This is a genomic window from Niallia yueguangensis, assembly GCF_052663115.1.
This window is the reverse complement of the sequence record NZ_JBQTCX010000002.1, coordinates 292,274-309,878: the sequence shown is the minus strand read 5'-3', so window position 1 is coordinate 309,878 and position 17,605 is coordinate 292,274. Positions and strand designations below refer to the sequence as shown.

Genomic DNA, 17,605 nt, shown 5'->3' with positions numbered 1-17,605 from the left:
TTTTTACTTACCTAGTTTTATTTCGTCTCATCTTCCCTTTCGATATTTCATTAAAAGTATTTCAATAAACTTCGAGTAGTACTAGCAGCACCCTCTAAATGCTGTTTCTTCTTCTCTGAACATAACATAAACCAACGATGCTAGATATTAGAACAAACGGAAAGCTATTTTGATAAATGTCAGGGAAACTGGAAGCTATGGATGTTTTGGCAAATGCTGAAATATCCTTTGTATAGTTTGTAACCTTTGTTGCAACATCCTGCAGCTGTATGTCCACTTGCTTCGTTACTTCTTTGGTTATTACTGCCTGCTGTGCTTCTCTTTCTTGTGCAGGAAGTTTCGCTAACGTTGTTTCAACATTTCTCTTTATTAACCCTTCTCGTTTTAGATTTTCGTTTACTTCAGATTGACCGGAAGAAGAATCGTCAATAGAATGCTTATTTAGTTGAAGTTCCGTTTTCTTGTACAGTTCTTTTTTCACATCACTAGGAACATCTAGTCGTTCTACTTGTTTATAGGCATGAACCAATACCTCATGTTTTTTATCATCTATTGAGTTTGTTAAGCTGGAAACGAATATGGCAACAGCCAGCACAACACCTATCTGTCTCACCATCGTAAAGACACTTTGCGATGAAGTTAACAATTCGCCTTCAAATGAAGCAGCACTAGCCATAGTCGCAGTGGAAATAATAAAACTAAAACCTAGTCCTAACAAAAAGCATACTAAAATAATTTTACTAGTAGGGCTATCTATACTTAAACTTTTTAGTAAATAGAAGGAACAGCCCATGATAAAAAATCCAAGTATTGTCGGAATGGCAAAACCAATTTTCTTAACGACCCATCCAGCAAATGTGGAAAAGAAGAAAATCGTAGCTGAACTAGGTGTTATTAATAATGCAGCTTGTAATTCTGTCTTTCCTTGAATTTGCGTTAAAAATTGGGGAAGAAGAACCATTACACCTACTAAAAAGATAAATCCTAATGACACGCTTAAAGTGGATCCGATAAAAAAGCGATGTTTAAATAGAGTAAGGTCCACCATCGGATTTTGAACTTTTAATTCAGTCACAATAAACAAAATAAGAGATACTACACAAATGATATAACAAGCTATCGATTTTTCGCTTATCCATCCCCAATCATTTCCTTTGATTAATACTAAGTTCAAAGAAAAAATAGTTACGCTGGAAAATAAAAGACCAAACCAATCAATAGCAGCTTTTACCCGCTGTTCATTTTTGATCGTTAGAAATAGGATAGTGAGGATAACAGCAAGGATGCATATAGGAATATTGACATAAAAAACCCAATGCCAACTTAATGTATTCGTAATAATACCGCCAACAGATGGTCCTATCGCAGTTGACAGACCTTGCGTAGCCCCAAAAAGCGTCAATGCTAAGGTCCGCTTTTCCAACGGCATTGCCGCAACACCAATGATCATGCTGCACGGGATAAGAATAGATGCACCAAGACTTTGAATAAATCTAGAGAATATCAGCATAGACCCGCTGTCCGACAATCCACAAAGGGCAGAACCTACACCAAACAGAATTAATCCAATTATATAAAACTTATTCTTGCCAAACAAATCTGCAAACCGGGCCATTGGGATGACTAGGATGGCGATTGTCATCGTGTAGACATTTAACATCCATGAACTAGTTTCAAGCGAAGTCCCTAAATCCTCCTGAATTGCTGGTAATGTAATATTCATGATAGTAGAATCTAGCATACAAACAAAAATACCTAAACACATCACAACAAGTATTCTCATGCCTTTATTCTTCTCCACCACTAATCTCCTTTTCAATAATAGCTATTTCTTTCTCAAAAAAAGCTATATTTAATTTTGCTGTTTCAAGTCCATACTCCAACGTAATTCTTTTATATCGGTTCATATTAAATTGCTGTTTCAACGTATTTAATTCATCTATTTCGACTTGAGACTTTTCCCTCTCTTCTTTCATCCACTGTAAAATTCTTTCTTTTGATGTTAATTTTCCAAAAAACAATCTGATCATAAAGTCCGATCTTATTGTCGTTGGATTAATAGGGCTCATCATATATTCCTCAAATTCTCTTCTGCCTTTGTCCGTAATTTCAAACACATTCTTATTCGGCTTGCCATCCTGTGAAACAATTTTCTTCACTACTGATTCTTCTTTTTCCATTTTTCTTAACGCCGGATAAATAGCTCCAAATGAGGCATCAAAGAAATGAGAAACGGAAATCTCCATTTTCCTTTTGATGTCATAGCCACTTAATTCTTCTTCAAATAAAAAACCTAAAATAACGTATTGAATATTCATTTGTTCACCTCTTTTTATTATCGTTGTTTATATTATCAATGTTAATATAAACAACGTCAATATCATTTTTTCTATTTTAAAGAATTTTATTATTTTCTAGGCTGTTTTCGTATAGATTATTGCTTTTAAACTCGCAGCCTGAATATACTTCGCTTTCCATGGGCGAGCGTCGAGCCTCCTCGTCGCATACGCTCCTGTGGGGTCTCGCCTTTCTCGCATTCCCACAGGAGTCTACGTATATTCAGGCTGCTGGATACTTCTTCTCCTTTTTTTATGTAAAAAACAACAAACTTTGAGAAAACAGCCATTTTCTAATACAAAAAAGCTTAAGGCTGTAAGACCTCAAGCTTTGAATTTCTATTTGATTTTTATCATTCACAAATGCAGAGCAAAATAAACAAGGAACCCGCTCTTTCCCTTAACGAGCAGGTTCCTTGTTCTTTTCTCTAAAAAACTATTGAATCTGCAAATCCGAATTTCCGGAAAATTCCCGTTGATGATGTTCACCTCCCGTTTACAAAATAGAACGTACTGTATTCTAATTATGCATTGCAATTACCTTTCGTTTGTATTTATATTAGTACTAGATTCATTTAACGAAAACGTTTGCTTAAAAACTAAAAGATGTGAGGAGAATTTGATGTTAAAAGAAGCGATTTACCACAGACCTAAAGATAATTTTGCTTATGCTTTTAATGATGAATTATTGCATATCCGTATGCGCTCTAAAAAAGAGGATGTAAAAAAAGTGTTTTTAATTTATGGGGATCCTTATGATTGGACAGAAAATAGTTGGAATAACACTAGTAAACCAATGAAGCTAGAAGGATCAGATGAATTATTTGATTATTGGTTTGCGGAGGTGAAACCTGAATTTCGCCGTTTACGGTATGGGTTTGAAGTTCACTCTGATTCTGAATCTGCTGTATATGGGGAAAAAGGCTTTAAAGAAAAAGACCCCCAAGATGCAAGCTTTTATTTTTGTTTTCCATTTTTAAATACAGCAGACATCTTCAAAGCACCTGAATGGGTAAAAGATACGGTTTGGTATCAAATTTTTCCCGAGCGTTTTTGCAATGGAAATCCTGATTTAAATCCGAAAAACACACTTCCTTGGGGCAGCGAAAAACCAAAGCCTGATTCTTTTTTTGGTGGTGATTTGGAAGGCGTTATCAACAATATTGATTATTTAGCCGAGTTGGGTATTACCGGAATTTATTTCACCCCTATTTTCAAAGCTCCAACGAATCATAAGTATGACACGATCGATTATATGGAAATTGACCCGCAATTTGGTGACAAAAATACTTTGAAAAAACTAGTTCAAACATGCCATAAAAAAGGAATTCGGGTTATGCTGGATGCTGTTTTTAATCATAGCGGCTTTCATTTCCCTCCATTTCAAGACGTCTTAAAAAACCAAGAAAATTCTGTCTATAAAGATTGGTTCCATTTAAAAGAATTCCCAGTGCAAGCCTTCCCAAAACCAAACTATGACACATTTGCTTTCACACATATGATGCCTAAATTAAATACAGAAAACGAGGAAGTGCAGAAATATCTTTTAAATATTGCTAAATACTGGATAGAAGAATTTGATATAGATGGCTGGCGCCTTGATGTAGCCAATGAAGTAGATCATGCATTTTGGAGGTCCTTTCGAAATACAGTCAAAGCAGTTAAAAAGGATGTCTATATTCTTGGAGAAGTTTGGCATGACTCCATGCCATGGCTGCATGGTGATCAATTTGATGCAGTGATGAACTATCCCTTTACCAACGCTGTTTTAGACTTTTTAGCAAAAGGTAAAATGAACGCAGAAGAATTTGCACATCAAATCACCAAAGTATTGACATCTTATCCAATCAACGTAAATGAAGTCGCTTTTAATTTATTAGGCAGCCATGATACACCGAGAATTTTAACCATATGTGGGGAAAATCTAGAGAAGCTGAAATTGCTGTATTTATTCCAACTCACCTTCATGGGGACACCATGTATTTATTATGGAGATGAAATCGGGATGACCGGCGAAAATGATCCAGGCTGCCGAGAATGCATGATATGGGACAAAGATGAACAAAACCAAGAACTGCTTAACTATGTAAAAAAATTAATTTCTCTCCGTACAAATCATTCCATTTTAAGAAATGACGGGGAATTTAGATTTATCGAAACAAATAAACTATCCAATCATGTCGTTTATTCTAAACAAACAACAGGTGAAACGGTTATTATTGCAATGAATAACTCAGCAAATGATGTAGCCATCACGATTCCATATGATTTTACAGATAAAAAACCAGTTGATTTATGGGATAACAAATCTTTAAAAGAAACGTCCACAATTGAACTCGCTCCATATGGATTTATTATTATCCATATGGAAAATTAACAAATAGATTGCTAGAACTGTCTACAAACAAAACACGGTAGATTCTTTTTTATCTACTCGTGCCTTGTCTTTACCATCTAACGAAGAAAACCAAAGTCTAACCTATTTTTAAAGAAAGGCGTGTGCGGAGCCACTCCAACTTTTATAAGGATAAACAACAAATAACATCGTACTATCACTAGTAGTGTGCCATTAAAATCGGCGAAGCTCCGCCCCCTTTTGATTGTTCATTAGTTTCAGTTGACTTATTGTTGCTTAGCGATGGTGACAAACACCCATTTTTTCCACTATTTTTGTAATGTTATAGCTTTAGTAATCATGTATACTCTTGTAGAAAATACACTCTATAAGAAAATAGGTGAAAAAATACTAATGTTTGACTTTTTACATAATAGTTATCCGCTTCTTATTATTAGTATTATTTTAATATTATTCATAGGATGCAAAATGGCTCCAGTATTAAAAAACCCATTGATTATCATTTGTTTACTTACAAATGGGATATATATTACATGGAGAATTTGTTTTACCATACCTGTATCAGATCCGCTAAGCATTGTCATGGGCCTTTTACTTATTATTACTGAAATTATTGGTTTTTTACAACTAATTATCTTTTACATTCTTCTTTGGAAACCAGCAAAACAAAAGACAGCATCTTTACATAACTTAAAGAGACTTCCATCAGTTGATATTTATATCGCAACATATAATGAGCCTCTTTCTATTCTTAAACGAACGATAGCTGGATGCATTAATTTAGATTATCCAAAAGAATTAGTAAACATCTATATATGCGATGATGGAAAAAGGAAATCTATCCAGTCACTCGCTCAAGATTTCGCTGTACATTACATAACCCGTGAAGATAATAAGCATGCTAAAGCGGGGAACTTAAACAATGCAATGGCCCATTCAAATGGTGAACTTATTGTAACGATGGATGCTGATATGGTACCATTCCCATCATTTTTACAAAAAACGGTTGGTTATTTCAAAAAAAAATCTGTTGCTTTTGTGCAAACTCCACAAGCATTTTATAATGATGATCCTTATCAGTTTAATATGTTCTCGAATAAAAATATACCGAATGAACAAGACTTTTTTATGAGAACATTGCAAGCTGGTAAAGATCGCTTTAATTCTGTAATGTATGTAGGCAGCAATGCCATCTTTCGCCGTAAAGCTTTAGAAGATATTGGAGGCTTTGCCACTGGCGTAATAACAGAGGATATGGCTACAGGCATGTTGATTCAACGCAAGTTTCGTTCTGTTTTTGTCAGTGATGTATGTGCAGTCGGATTGGCTCCAGAAAGCTGGTTAGACTTATTGAAACAGAGGGATCGCTGGTGCCGGGGGAATATTCAATGCGCAAGAAAATGGAATCCATTAACCTTATCAGGATTATCTTTGATGCAAAGAATTTTATATTTTGATGGAATTCTTTACTGGTTTTTTGGTGTGTATAAAATGATTTATATGTTGGCACCATTACTGTTTTTATTATTTGGGATTCATAGTTTAGATGCATCATTATATAGTTTATTTGTCTTTTGGATGCCATCGTTTTTAAGTTCGTATCTTGCTTTCAAACACATTTCCAATCAAAAACGCACTATGACATGGTCTCATATATATGACATAACAATGGCTCCACATATGGCTTTTTCATCGTTGTCAGAGCTCCTGTTTAAAAAGCGTCTGGAGTTTAAAGTTACACCAAAAGGAAAGCAATCAGCATCAAGGCATTTTGCATACTTGTCAATCTTACCGCATGCGATATTCATTGTTTTAACTTGTATCGCATTGATTAAAGTATTATTGGATTATTTTGTATATGATTCTTTTGATATAAACTTAACTAGTATTAATCTATTTTGGGTGTTATTTAATCTAATAGGTTTAATTATGGCTATTTTTATGGCTTTTGAACGTCCTAGATTTAGAAATGCAGAACGATTTGAAATGCAGGAAAAATTCAAAATTTCCTTACTCAACCAATCTCAAAAAAAGGAAGGATTATTAAAAGATTTAAGTGACACCGGTGCTCGTGTAGAACTGTCATTAAACAGCTATAAGCAACTAGATGAAAATATACACACACTGGAAATTGATATTATTGGTCCGTTAAATTGTCAGGTTACATGGATTTCACAAGAACATAATCGTGTGGAAATAGGTCTTAAGTTTAATGATATACCTGTCGATCAGTATTCTCGACTGATTAAATTTTTATATAATGAATCTATCATTAAACATACCGTTAAAGAAAGAGGATCAAACATCTTTTTTACTATTATACGATTTTTAAGAAGGACAAAGAAGCAGCCTCATTCTTATAAACGACAATATTTGCGAGAAGAAGTGAACAGCACTGGCCAACTAATACCTTCCAGGTTAAACACTGAATTTCCTGTCTCTAGTGAAAAATATCTAGATACTCAAGACATCAGTCTCCTTGATATTAGTTCAAACGGTTGCAAAATTGAAGTAAAACAACCAATAGTATTAGATCAAATAGTTAATTTATCGTTTCCAGACATTGATTTTATCGAGCGGACAGCATCTGTAAAATGGATTCGTAAAATGAAACGAAATCGTTATGCAGTTGGATTAAAATTCATTGATGACTCGAAAGTAATGTTACACGATGACTAGACAAAAATGGGATTAATTTATGTATCAATCATAAATTAATCCCTATTTTTATACTTTTTTTCACTTACAAATTTCATCTCAAATAACCACGTAATGAATTTTCGGATGATTCAATCCGCCAATCCGTTTCTTTATTTTCATTAAACCAAATAGCTGCTTCTATATCAAAACCGCCCTGTTCCATTTGATAAAAAGCATCTTTTATCCAACTGCCTTTATCCCCACCTAATTCAGAACTAGCCCACTCTGTGATAAGAATAGGATGATTTAATTTTTTCACTTCTGTATATGAAGGATTGAAAATTTCTTTAAAGCTTCTCCATTGGGACCAAGATTGAGAAGTTCCCCAATTATAGCCATCTATAGCTACAAAATCGACATAATTTCCACCTGGATAAGCACCTAAAAAGGATGAGCCCTTGCCCACATTATCAGAATTTACACAGTAAATCCATTTCACATTTTGTGCATTATTCGTTTTGAAGATATTTACAACTCTTTGATATGCCTTTATGTAGCTTTCGTTCGTATTTACTTTGCTGTCCCCTATTGACCAAGTATACCAATTTCCGTTCATTTCATGCATAAATCGAAGCCAAATTTCTTTCTTCCAGTTTTTCATGTCTATTGCAAGTGCTTGGAAATAAGAATCGAGCTGACCATTATTAATATCTTCTGTACTTAAACCATTTGGTTCGAGTGTTAAAAGATTAACGGCATTTTGAGAATCCACATAGTTCATTACATTTGAATAATCTTTAAATTGATGATTGGTATTTACAAAGGTATGAATGATTTTAGCATGTGATTGAGTCATTTCATTGAATGCTTGAATATTATTTTTATTAGAATCTGGCCATTCACCAAGCCAAGCACCTTGACTTATGTTAGAAGAAGCACTTTCAGTAGGAAGAAAAAGGTTAAAAATTAGTACCATGGCAATCAATCCTATTAACATGAAATTTTTAAGCATAAATAACCGCCTCTTAGATAGTATTTTGTGACAAGAACGGAAGTTTTATAACAGATTTCATAACTGCCTGAGACACTTGATATCATAAGGTAAATAGTACTACACCAGCCATAATTCATCTAAAAAAATGACTATTTCTCCCTTCATGTTTATAAAAATACAGTAAATCAGCCAATACTTTTAGACCTTTATTATTACTTATCCATTTCCTAGCACATTTATAGATAATTTAATTTATATAATTGTCTTAACACTACCATATTATAGTCTGAAAGTCTTTATATATTATTTCTTATAGTAGGTTATTAGAAGGGATTTTTATATATTTGGCTCTGTTAGACTTGCCTGTTGATTTCCGCTTCAGGCGTTCGCTTTCCGCGGGCGGTCCGGGGGCCTCCTCGGCGCTGTGCGCCTGTGGGGTCTCCCTCTGACTCGCTTTCACGCAGGAGACTCACACCTTCCACTCCAATCAACATAGTGCCAAAATCAACAATGAGCTTTAACAAAGACATATATTTAAATACTGCCGATCTAAGAAGTTCGGCTAGAAGAATTCCTACACCTGCCAAATTTATAAGGCAATAGGCCACAATCATCAAAAAGACAGGCTGCTTAAAGCAGCCTGTCTTTTTGATGATTATATTCACATAAATTTTTGAAACTACCGATTCCCCACTGGCATCATTGAATCCAAAGATTGGACTTAGGAATTGGATCTTTATAGGTTGGCAAGGGAACATCACATTGTAGTAAGGTGGGAAAACGCTTCATTAGTTCATTTAATATAAAAGTAAAGTGCAAATCGCTTAATCCATCATTTATACGTTGTCCACTTATATATTGAAATAACTCGGTAAAACTGCATCTCTTATTTTTTAAATAAGTTAAAACCAATGTTTCGACCTCATTTAATCCATTATTGGCCGCTGGAAAGTAGCTCAAATGAGTGAGTAATGCTTGCTTTAAAAAAGGCAGCTTGTTCTTTGATGAAGCAATCCACTGTTTTATTTTATCTGGATTAGAGGAAGTATATGCCTCCCATGCTGCTATTGCTTCCTCGATTTGTTCTAATGAAATAGGTTGTTTGACTCTTTCATAAAGCTCTTTCAGCTGCAAGGAGGAAAGCTGCCCTAAACCATAAAAAGGCTCTATGCCCGGATACTGATTAATAGTCACCATGGAAATTTTTTCAAACCCTTTCAATGATAATTCCTGCAATAAATAAATAAGCATGGTTTGGTCATAGCGATCATGTTCAAACCATAAAATAACTTCAGTTGTTCTAGGGATATCATCTAATAATTGATTTTGTTTTACACAATTATCTAAAAATAAAGAGTAAGGTACACCCATTTTTTCTTCAAAAAATCTAACCCGGCGCGTTTTATCCATTCTTCCTTGGGCACATCTCTGCTTAGAGGTCCTATATCATACATTTCCCGCCAAACGAGTACATTCCCTTCAAGATTTTTAATCTTTTGTCCAACAACATCCCCATTTACAATATGAATCATAGGAAACCTTCCTCCTTCTGAAAAGTAATTTGAACATGTAGATTCTATGCTCCAAACTAATCTTAAAGAAATTATGATAATTATCGCGGGATTACCTCTCCAGTTTGCGGAATTATCATAATTATCGCACGATTACCTCTCCGTTTCGCGGAATTATCCATTTTTTCGTTAACTTGATGGACATGGTGCAAGCATCACAACATTACACCCTATTCAAAAAATTTTTTCAAACTTTTTTTGACAGCGATTTCACCATTGGTAGATAAGTGATTACGGATGTTAGTTTTCGTTACCATTTCACCCAATTTCCCTCGAATTCCTTGAACAGTTTGTTAATTAATGTTACGGTTATATTAGAGATTCACATTTACAAAAGAATTTCAAGCATAATTTTATATTTTTTTCATTCTTTTTTGTTATGTTACATGACATAACTATATTAAATCTGAAGGGAGATAAAATACGGTTATGATAAAGGCAATTATATTTGATTTTGATGGAACTATCATTGATACGGAAACGGCATGGTATATCGCTTTTAGAGATGCTTATAAAGAACACGGTGTTGATTTAACATTAGAAAAATATTCGGAATGCCTCGGTACCAGTCTCCATTCTTTTAATCCTTACACTTATTTAAGTACTCATCATAATATTCCGATTGATCTGGATGAATTCAGAAAAACCATCCAAAACGCTCACACTGAAATGATGGAGAAAGAATCCATTAGACCCGGTGTTCTAGATTATTTAAAAGCAGCGAAGGATGCAGGATTAAAGATTGGTCTAGCAACAAGTTCTGAAAAAGCATGGATTGACAAATTTGTGGATCTTCTTGGCATTAGAGAATATTTTGACTGCTATTGTACAGCCGACAGTGTTAAAAATGTAAAGCCAGATCCTGAGTTATATTTACAAGCATTAGAACGTTTAGGAGTTGATGCCAGCGAAGCCATCGCTATCGAAGATTCTCCAAACGGTTCACGTGCAGCAGTGGCAGCCGGCATTCATACTATTGTCATTAAAAACACGATTACAGAGCAATTACCATTCGGTACCGGTCACCACACTATTGATTCTTTAGAAAACCATAAATTAAATGACTTGGTTGAAAACTTGCTTCAAAAAGCAAACTAAAGATTCGTATTATTCCAAATAGATTCTAGTCGCCTGTTCATTCTATTTAACATGGTGACTACGCATCTATTTATATATCAGAATTTTTCAAATAATCATACAAAGGAGAGAGAACTTATGAATAGGTCACTTAATAAAAGTAGTGATTCAAATATAAGTGAGGTCACACGCACACGTAAACCGCATGCCGTCCATTTTGGAGCAGGTAATATTGGGAGAGGTTTTATCGGATTGCTTCTAACACAATCAGGTTATGATGTCTGCTTTGTTACACGCAACAAAAAGAAAATCTCCTTGCTCAAGCAAAGAAAACAATACTCCGTCTATATCGCCAATCAAACGAACGATGAAATGATTGTTCAAAATGTCACTGCCATCTCTTCGCAAAATAAAGAATCCGTAGCAAAACGCATTGCAGATACCGACCTGATTACTACTGCAGTAGGTGTATCAAATTTACCAAATATCGCAGAAAAAATCGCATTAGGAATTAAACTACGATTACAAAATAACAATACGGAGCCCCTTCATATTATTGCCTGTGAAAATGCAATCGGTGGCAGCTCTAAGCTAAAAAAATGGGTGTATGAGCATATAGAAGAAGAATTGCATGAAAAAATAGATCGCTATGTAGCATTTCCGGATGCGGCTGTCGATCGAATCGTTCCCGCACAGCACCACGAAGATCCACTTGAAGTAACAGTAGAGCCTTATTTCGAATGGGTAATTGACCGTTCTGCGATGCTTGGAGGACTACCAGAAATAAAAGATGTCCAATTGGTAGATTCCCTTGAAGCGTTTATTGAACGCAAACTATTCACTGTCAATACCGGTCATTGCTGCGCTGCATATTATGGTTATCTAAAAGGATACTCTACAATACAAGAAGTGATGGCTGATCCTAATTTAAAAACCGAAATAAAAAAAGTCATGCAGGAAACGGGAGATATGTTAATTGAGAAGTATGACCTTGATGAGACAAAGCATGAGAATTATATACAGAAAATCCTTAAACGCTTCACGAACCCTAATTTGACTGATAAAATCGTTCGTGTTGGACGCTCCCCGATTCGCAAGCTTTCAATTGGCGACAGGCTAGTTCGCCCAGCCTTGCAAACATATGATCAAGGTAAAGACGTATCTAATCTTACGAAGGCAATGGCTGCTGCGCTTCTATTTGATTATTCCAAAGACCCAGAAGCCGTCAAATTAAAGCAAGCAATCCGAAAAAACGGAATTAATCAAGTTATCAGCAAATATTTAGGAATTCCAAAATCTCATCCTATTCATCGAAAAGTCGAAAATAAATATTATGAATTTAAGGAAAAATACCATCTTGTAAAAGAAGCATAAAGTGAGCTTCCTGCAAACATCCTTTTGCACCGTATACGCAATAAAAGAAAAGCTGAGAAAGGAACTAGCTCTCTTCCCTAAAGAGCAGGTTCCTTTTTCATTTTTGTCTATATGCTTCAGGAAGTATCAGACATCTTATCCATCCTAGTCGATGAAGATGCCTGGCACACTACAAATTGGATGTACACGGTAATAAAGTCAGTTTGTGGTTACTCTATAAAATTAAATTCAATCAACTGCTAAACACTTTTCTTATACTTCTTCTAAGCTTCTAAAGAAAAGTTACCAACATTCAGTAATAGAATTTTACGTAATAGTAGAACATGTTTCTTTGTATTTTTTTCTATATTCCAAGGGAGTTAGACCAGTCATTTTTTTAAAAAGCCTGCTAAAATAGTTCACACCATTGAATCCTAGGCTTTCAGCGACATCATATATTCGGCCGTCCTCCTCAGTCAACAACCGTTTTGCTTCCCGTATCCGCAGCTCAATCAAATAATCGATAAAATTATAGCCTGTCTGCTGTTTAAAAAGAATACTAAAATAGTTTTTGCTGACATGCACTTTATCTGCTACATTCTGCAAGGTTAAGTTCTCCGTATAATGGGAGTCCATATATGCCAGCGCCTTTGTAATTAACTGTCCTCCGTTTCCATTATCAGGACTCCTTAGGATAAAGGATGTCTCCATCTCCTCCAATATACGTTTAAAAAGTGATGCTATTTCATCCAATGTCTCGGCGTTCTCTAACAAATCAAACTGGTCTGGAGGTAATGGTTTTGCATCTGCCTGCAGTTCACTAATTTGGATTAGAAGATCACAAGCCTCTTTTTTTATCTGTTCTGGGTTGTTGCATAAGTTTTTCCAATGATTAATTGCATATTCCACTGCGGAGGAAACAGGATCGCCATTGCGGATAATTTCAAAAAAAGACTGCCAATCAGCATGTTCTGTTTCCATCTTTGAAGAAAAGGCTACTGCCTGATTTTCTGTCCATCCGTAAATTCCTCCAACTCCTTCAAAGAATCTTCTTTGACAAGCCATGCGGCTGTTGGCTAGCCCTTTTAAAATTCCATATCTCCCCTGCTCCATCGCATAACCTGCCGAGATCGTAATACCTAGTTCTGTTTCAACGGATCGCTTTAACCGATAAAGCTTTCTCCTCCAATTTTGTAACCTTTTTGGAAATAAAAGAAACAAGCTTCTTTCTCCTGACAGCACTGCAGCTCCATCATCCATTTTTTGATAAAACATTTCCTGAAACTCTTCCAATAATAATTGAACGTGCAGATAGCCATGCTTTTCCATTAGCACCTCGGCTCTGTCCAGCGTAATATACATGCAAACATAGTCTTGTTTCAGCCATTTTGGCTCCCAATCCATTGACGAGGACGAGCATTGTTCTTGAACCATTATTCTTTTGATTGCTTGCTCCATATATTTCCGTTCCTTGTAGGCAGCACCTTGTTGATAATAATGAAATTCAATTTCCTTTCTACGTTCTTCCTCTAGAATAGAGATGCATCGGCGAAGAACATCAAGAAGTTCAACAGGATCTAAAGCCGACTTCAGCAAGTAATCGACAGCCCCAAGCTTGAGGCCCTCTTTTACGTATTCAAAATCACTATAGCTGCTTAACATAACTACTTTAAGATTCGGATAATGCTCCAAAGCTTGCTTCATCAGCTCAATCCCATTCATGATGGGCATTTTAATATCTGTAATAAGAATATCGGCAGAACTGGCCTTTAATACTTTTAAAGCTTCCTCTCCGTTTGCACATAGTGATTCTACTAACATACCTTCCCTCTTCCAATCGATAAAGGCTTCAATTCCATTTCTGCTGATTGGCTCGTCATCTACAATAACAACTCGATACATGATGACATTTCCCCCAAATCTGTAAGATTCAAAATCTAAACTCTATCCAGCAATATCTTTATTAAGTTTACATAATTATTTTGAGTTATACCAAAACATTATCATCCATTTATATATTTGTAGATTCATTGTCTCATTCACTCATTAGATAACTATAATAGCTTCATGTTATGTTGCAACACCCAATATTACTGAATTGATCTTAATATAGTGATATTTACAGAAAGTGTTTAGCTGAAACACCGTGTTTTCCCATATACAAAAGCACTAAAAAATTACATATTATCCCATGAAAAAGATAGAAAAATAAATTTTTTCAAGCAATTATTCAATATTTTCACAAGACTCATAAACTCCATAAAACCCACTATTTCTGCCATCTTCTTTCTATCCAAAACGAATGAAAAGAAAACCCTTTCTTTATTAATCGCTGCTCTAAAATCTTTTTTTGGTGCTTACTCTCCATTGTTTCAAAGGAGTTTACTATTTAGTGTTATAAGTAGCCTTAGTTTTAAGGCGAATGAAAAAGAAAGGAGAAAATGTATAAGCGCATGAATGTATGAGGATCAATAAACATTCGAATTACCATGGTTTGCATCATATTCTTATTTGAAACAGGAGTGAAGTCTTTATGAAGAAAAGCTTATCACTAGCAATTACAGCCACTGTTTTATTCTCTGGCATTGCTTCTAGCATACTTTTATCTGCCAAACCGGCATCTGCGGAGCAGTTTCCTGTAGAGGCATTTAAGCCGACCCCTGATAGACCTTTAGACAAGAACAATCTTCAAAAACCGATGACTGTACAAAGTGTAGAGAAATTAGAAAATGGAGTAAAGCTTAATTTGGGCGACCAAGAAGCATATATCCGGCTGCTTACATCGGACATGGCAAAGGTATCCATCCTAAATAAAGGAGACAAAGAATATACCTCCGTTGGGATTGCGAAAACAGATTGGCCTGCCCCAAAATTCAACATAAAAGAAGATGACAAGAAAATCGTCATTACCACTGACAGCTTAACAGTAGACATTAAAAAAAGCGCTTTTGGAATCAAGTATTTGGATAAAGACGGAAACGTCATCAATGAAGATGGAGATCAAGGTGTAGGATATGAAAACGGGAAGCCTTATGTGTTTAAGAAAACAAATAAAAATGAAAACTTTTATGGTTTAGGAGAGAAAACTGACGGCTTAAACAAACGTGGCAAGGAAGAAGGAATCTGGCATCAGGATCCATACCCTTATGAATCAAAATACATTTACCAATCCGTTCCGTTCTTTATCGGCTTAAAAGACAAAAAGGCGTACGGTATTTTGTTTGATAATACATATCGTACTTATTACAATTTTGCAAAAGAAAGCGATGATTATTATTACTTCTACGCAGATGGCGGAAAATTAACGTATTACTTCTTCAATGGACCGCAAATAAAAGATGTCTTGGACCGCTATACCGATTTGACCGGGAAAATTTCTCTCCCTCCTGAATGGTCTTTGGGCTTCCATCAATCAAGCTGGGCATATTCTCAAAATGATATGGAAGAAGTAGCGAAAGAGTACCGCGAAAAGAAAATTCCAGCAGATGGCTTGTTCTTTGACATTGAATATATGGACGACTATAAAGCATTTACATGGGGCAAAAAAGTTCCAGACCCTGCCGGCCTAGGCAAGCAAATGGAAGAGATGGGCTTTCATCAAGTAAATATCTTCGACCCGGCTATTAGAGCTTTGCCAGGATATAGTGTTTATGATGAAGGAACAAAAAAAGATCTTTGGGTAAAAAATCCAGACGGCAGTTATTTTCTCGGAAAACTTTGGCCATGGAATCCATCTTCTCCACCAGATTCCGTCTACCCGAATTTCCTGAAAAAAGAAACACGTGACTGGTGGTCAATGCAGTTTAAGCCATTTTTTGATACAGGCATAGACGGCATCTGGAACGATGTAAACGAACCGGTTAGTTTCATTGCGAAAGATCATTGGACACTGCCTTTGGATGCTGTCCATGAAGACGACAATGGCGTTAAATATACTCATGAAGAGATTCACAATATTTACGCTCATTTAGAAGTGGAAGGATCATACAACTCATTCAAATACCTTAAACCAAATGTCCGTCCTTTTGTATTAACGCGTGCTGGGTACACAGGAACACAGCGCTATGCAGCAACATGGACTGGGGATAACCACAGTACTTGGGAACACTTGAGAATGTCTATTCCAATGAATTCGAATCTAGGATTGTCAGGTCATCCGTTTGTTGGGAACGACATTGGCGGCTTTACGAAAAATAAAGAGTTAGGTGAAATTGTTACACCAGAATTATTTGCACGTTGGGTGGAGCTTGGAGCCTTCCTGCCATTCTCTCGCGACCACTACAATAATGATGGTGACAGCCCTTCTGTTAAGCAAAATATAAACAGACAAGAACCATGGCAATTTGGAAAAGACGTGGAAGACATCAGCCGAAAATATATTTCCTTGCGCTATGAACTGATGCCTTACTTGCAAAATGCGTTCAAACAGGCTCATGAAACAGGAAATCTAATTCAGCAGCCGCTTGTTTTCCAATTTCAGAATGACCCGAACACCTATAACAATGAAGACCAGTTTATGTTTGGCGATTCTCTGATGATTGCACCAATTGTCCATAAAGGAGAAACATCCCGCGACGTGTACCTTCCAGCAGGCACTAAATGGGTGGACTACTGGACTGGTGAAGAGCTTGAAGGTGGACAAACCATTCATAAAGACGCCGACCTTGGAACACTGCCAATGTATATAAAGCAAAACTCTATTATTCCGCGCCGCGAGGTTCAGCAATATGCAGGCGAGAAAAAACTGACGAACTTGATTCTCGACACCTATCTGAAGGGCGATGCTTCTTACAGCTACTATCAGGACGATGCAACGACAGAGGACTATACTCGAGGTGAATTCAATATAACCGATTTCCATATTGAAAATAAACGGAACCACATCGAATTCGAACAAAATCAAAAAGTTCAAAATTACGGATCCGATATACAATCGTATACATTGAAGCTTCATAACAGCACAGCACCAAAGAAAGTGAAAGCTGCCAGCAGAAAATATAAAAAAGCTGACAGCGTTGATGAACTGAACAAGCAGGAAAGAGCTTATTATTTTGATTCGAAAGAAAACATACTATATGTTAAAATCCCTGTCAATGAAAGGCACAAGGTGAAGATTCAAAAGTAAAGATGCAGATGTTCCTGACCTAAATGAATATCGCAGACATTCTAACGGTATGATAGTTCTGCCAAAACAGTAGAATCAGAGGTTGGAGACTTTTGTCTTCAACCCATTTTTTAAATGTACTTTAAAAAGATAATATGACATAGGAGGGGAAAA

11 protein-coding genes are annotated in these 17,605 nt (G+C 35.8%); 5 read left to right on the top strand and 6 right to left on the bottom strand.

All coding sequences use genetic code 11. The features are described from left to right. Nucleotides 1–94: 94 nt before the first annotated feature. Together ACTYA4_RS03060 and ACTYA4_RS03055 are read right to left on the bottom strand one after the other, a co-directional pair. Entirely contained in the window at nucleotides 95–1,801 is a 1,707-nt protein-coding gene (locus tag ACTYA4_RS03060; RefSeq protein ID WP_445505497.1) for an MFS transporter, read from the bottom strand. After that, the gene (locus ACTYA4_RS03055; protein ID WP_443481983.1) at nucleotides 1,788–2,318 is read right to left on the bottom strand and encodes a PadR family transcriptional regulator; all 531 of its coding nucleotides are present in this window, start codon (nucleotides 2,316–2,318) and stop codon (nucleotides 1,788–1,790) included. Before ACTYA4_RS03055 ends, ACTYA4_RS03060 begins: the two co-directional genes overlap by 14 nt. Nucleotides 2,319–2,958: 640 nt before the next feature. On the opposite strand from ACTYA4_RS03055, the gene ACTYA4_RS03050 reads away from it, so the two are divergent. Both ACTYA4_RS03050 and ACTYA4_RS03045 read left to right on the top strand, forming a co-directional pair. Then, on the top strand, nucleotides 2,959–4,713 hold the full coding sequence (locus ACTYA4_RS03050) for an alpha-glycosidase (protein WP_443481984.1): 1,755 nt from the start codon (nucleotides 2,959–2,961) through the stop codon (nucleotides 4,711–4,713). Between the two features lie 372 nt (nucleotides 4,714–5,085). Then, on the top strand, nucleotides 5,086–7,371 hold the full coding sequence (locus ACTYA4_RS03045; RefSeq protein ID WP_445505496.1) for a glycosyltransferase: 2,286 nt from the start codon (nucleotides 5,086–5,088) through the stop codon (nucleotides 7,369–7,371). 73 nt (nucleotides 7,372–7,444) lie between these two features. Here ACTYA4_RS03045 and ACTYA4_RS03040 read toward each other — a convergent pair whose 3' ends face one another. The 3 genes from ACTYA4_RS03040 to ACTYA4_RS03030 all read right to left on the bottom strand — a co-directional run bounded on the left by ACTYA4_RS03040 (nucleotide 7,445) and on the right by ACTYA4_RS03030 (nucleotide 9,858). Further along, nucleotides 7,445–8,344, bottom strand: coding sequence for a glycoside hydrolase family 26 protein (locus ACTYA4_RS03040; RefSeq protein ID WP_445505495.1), 900 nt, complete (start codon nucleotides 8,342–8,344; stop codon nucleotides 7,445–7,447). Nucleotides 8,345–9,025: 681 nt separating this feature from the next. Beyond that, complete coding sequence (locus tag ACTYA4_RS03035) at nucleotides 9,026–9,697, bottom strand: DUF1835 domain-containing protein (protein ID WP_445505494.1); 672 nt, start codon at nucleotides 9,695–9,697, stop codon at nucleotides 9,026–9,028. Further along, complete coding sequence (locus ACTYA4_RS03030) at nucleotides 9,670–9,858, bottom strand: hypothetical protein (RefSeq protein WP_445505493.1); 189 nt, start codon at nucleotides 9,856–9,858, stop codon at nucleotides 9,670–9,672. The genes ACTYA4_RS03035 and ACTYA4_RS03030 overlap by 28 nt, the downstream gene beginning before the upstream one ends. 468 nt (nucleotides 9,859–10,326) lie before the next feature. Here ACTYA4_RS03030 and ACTYA4_RS03025 point away from each other — a divergent pair, with 468 nt between their 5' ends. Further along, entirely contained in the window at nucleotides 10,327–10,995 is a 669-nt protein-coding gene (locus ACTYA4_RS03025; RefSeq protein ID WP_443481988.1) for an HAD family hydrolase, read from the top strand. 117 nt (nucleotides 10,996–11,112) lie between these two features. Continuing rightward, entirely contained in the window at nucleotides 11,113–12,348 is a 1,236-nt protein-coding gene (locus ACTYA4_RS03020) for a mannitol-1-phosphate 5-dehydrogenase (RefSeq protein ID WP_443481989.1), read from the top strand. 306 nt (nucleotides 12,349–12,654) lie between these two features. Here ACTYA4_RS03020 and ACTYA4_RS03015 read toward each other — a convergent pair whose 3' ends face one another. Next, the gene (locus ACTYA4_RS03015; protein ID WP_443481990.1) at nucleotides 12,655–14,229 is read right to left on the bottom strand and encodes a response regulator transcription factor; all 1,575 of its coding nucleotides are present in this window, start codon (nucleotides 14,227–14,229) and stop codon (nucleotides 12,655–12,657) included. Between the two features lie 631 nt (nucleotides 14,230–14,860). Between ACTYA4_RS03015 and ACTYA4_RS03010 the strand changes: the two genes are divergently transcribed. Next, the gene (locus ACTYA4_RS03010) at nucleotides 14,861–17,452 is read left to right on the top strand and encodes a glycoside hydrolase family 31 protein (RefSeq protein WP_445505492.1); all 2,592 of its coding nucleotides are present in this window, start codon (nucleotides 14,861–14,863) and stop codon (nucleotides 17,450–17,452) included. Nucleotides 17,453–17,605 lie beyond the last annotated feature (153 nt).

What these genes read in the sequence shown, in the direction of transcription:
- ACTYA4_RS03055 (WP_443481983.1), bottom strand. Translation starts at nt 2,318, where the DNA reads ATGAATATTCAATACGTTATTTTAGGTTTTTTATTTGAAGAAGAATTA.
- ACTYA4_RS03050 (WP_443481984.1), top strand. Translation starts at nt 2,959, where the DNA reads ATGTTAAAAGAAGCGATTTACCACAGACCTAAAGATAATTTTGCTTAT.
- ACTYA4_RS03045 (WP_445505496.1), top strand. Translation starts at nt 5,086, where the DNA reads ATGTTTGACTTTTTACATAATAGTTATCCGCTTCTTATTATTAGTATT.
- ACTYA4_RS03040 (WP_445505495.1), bottom strand. Translation starts at nt 8,344, where the DNA reads ATGCTTAAAAATTTCATGTTAATAGGATTGATTGCCATGGTACTAATT.
- ACTYA4_RS03035 (WP_445505494.1), bottom strand. Translation starts at nt 9,697, where the DNA reads ATGGGTGTACCTTACTCTTTATTTTTAGATAATTGTGTAAAACAAAAT.
- ACTYA4_RS03030 (WP_445505493.1), bottom strand. Translation starts at nt 9,858, where the DNA reads ATGATTCATATTGTAAATGGGGATGTTGTTGGACAAAAGATTAAAAAT.
- ACTYA4_RS03025 (WP_443481988.1), top strand. Translation starts at nt 10,327, where the DNA reads ATGATAAAGGCAATTATATTTGATTTTGATGGAACTATCATTGATACG.
- ACTYA4_RS03020 (WP_443481989.1), top strand. Translation starts at nt 11,113, where the DNA reads ATGAATAGGTCACTTAATAAAAGTAGTGATTCAAATATAAGTGAGGTC.
- ACTYA4_RS03015 (WP_443481990.1), bottom strand. Translation starts at nt 14,229, where the DNA reads ATGTATCGAGTTGTTATTGTAGATGACGAGCCAATCAGCAGAAATGGA.
- ACTYA4_RS03010 (WP_445505492.1), top strand. Translation starts at nt 14,861, where the DNA reads ATGAAGAAAAGCTTATCACTAGCAATTACAGCCACTGTTTTATTCTCT.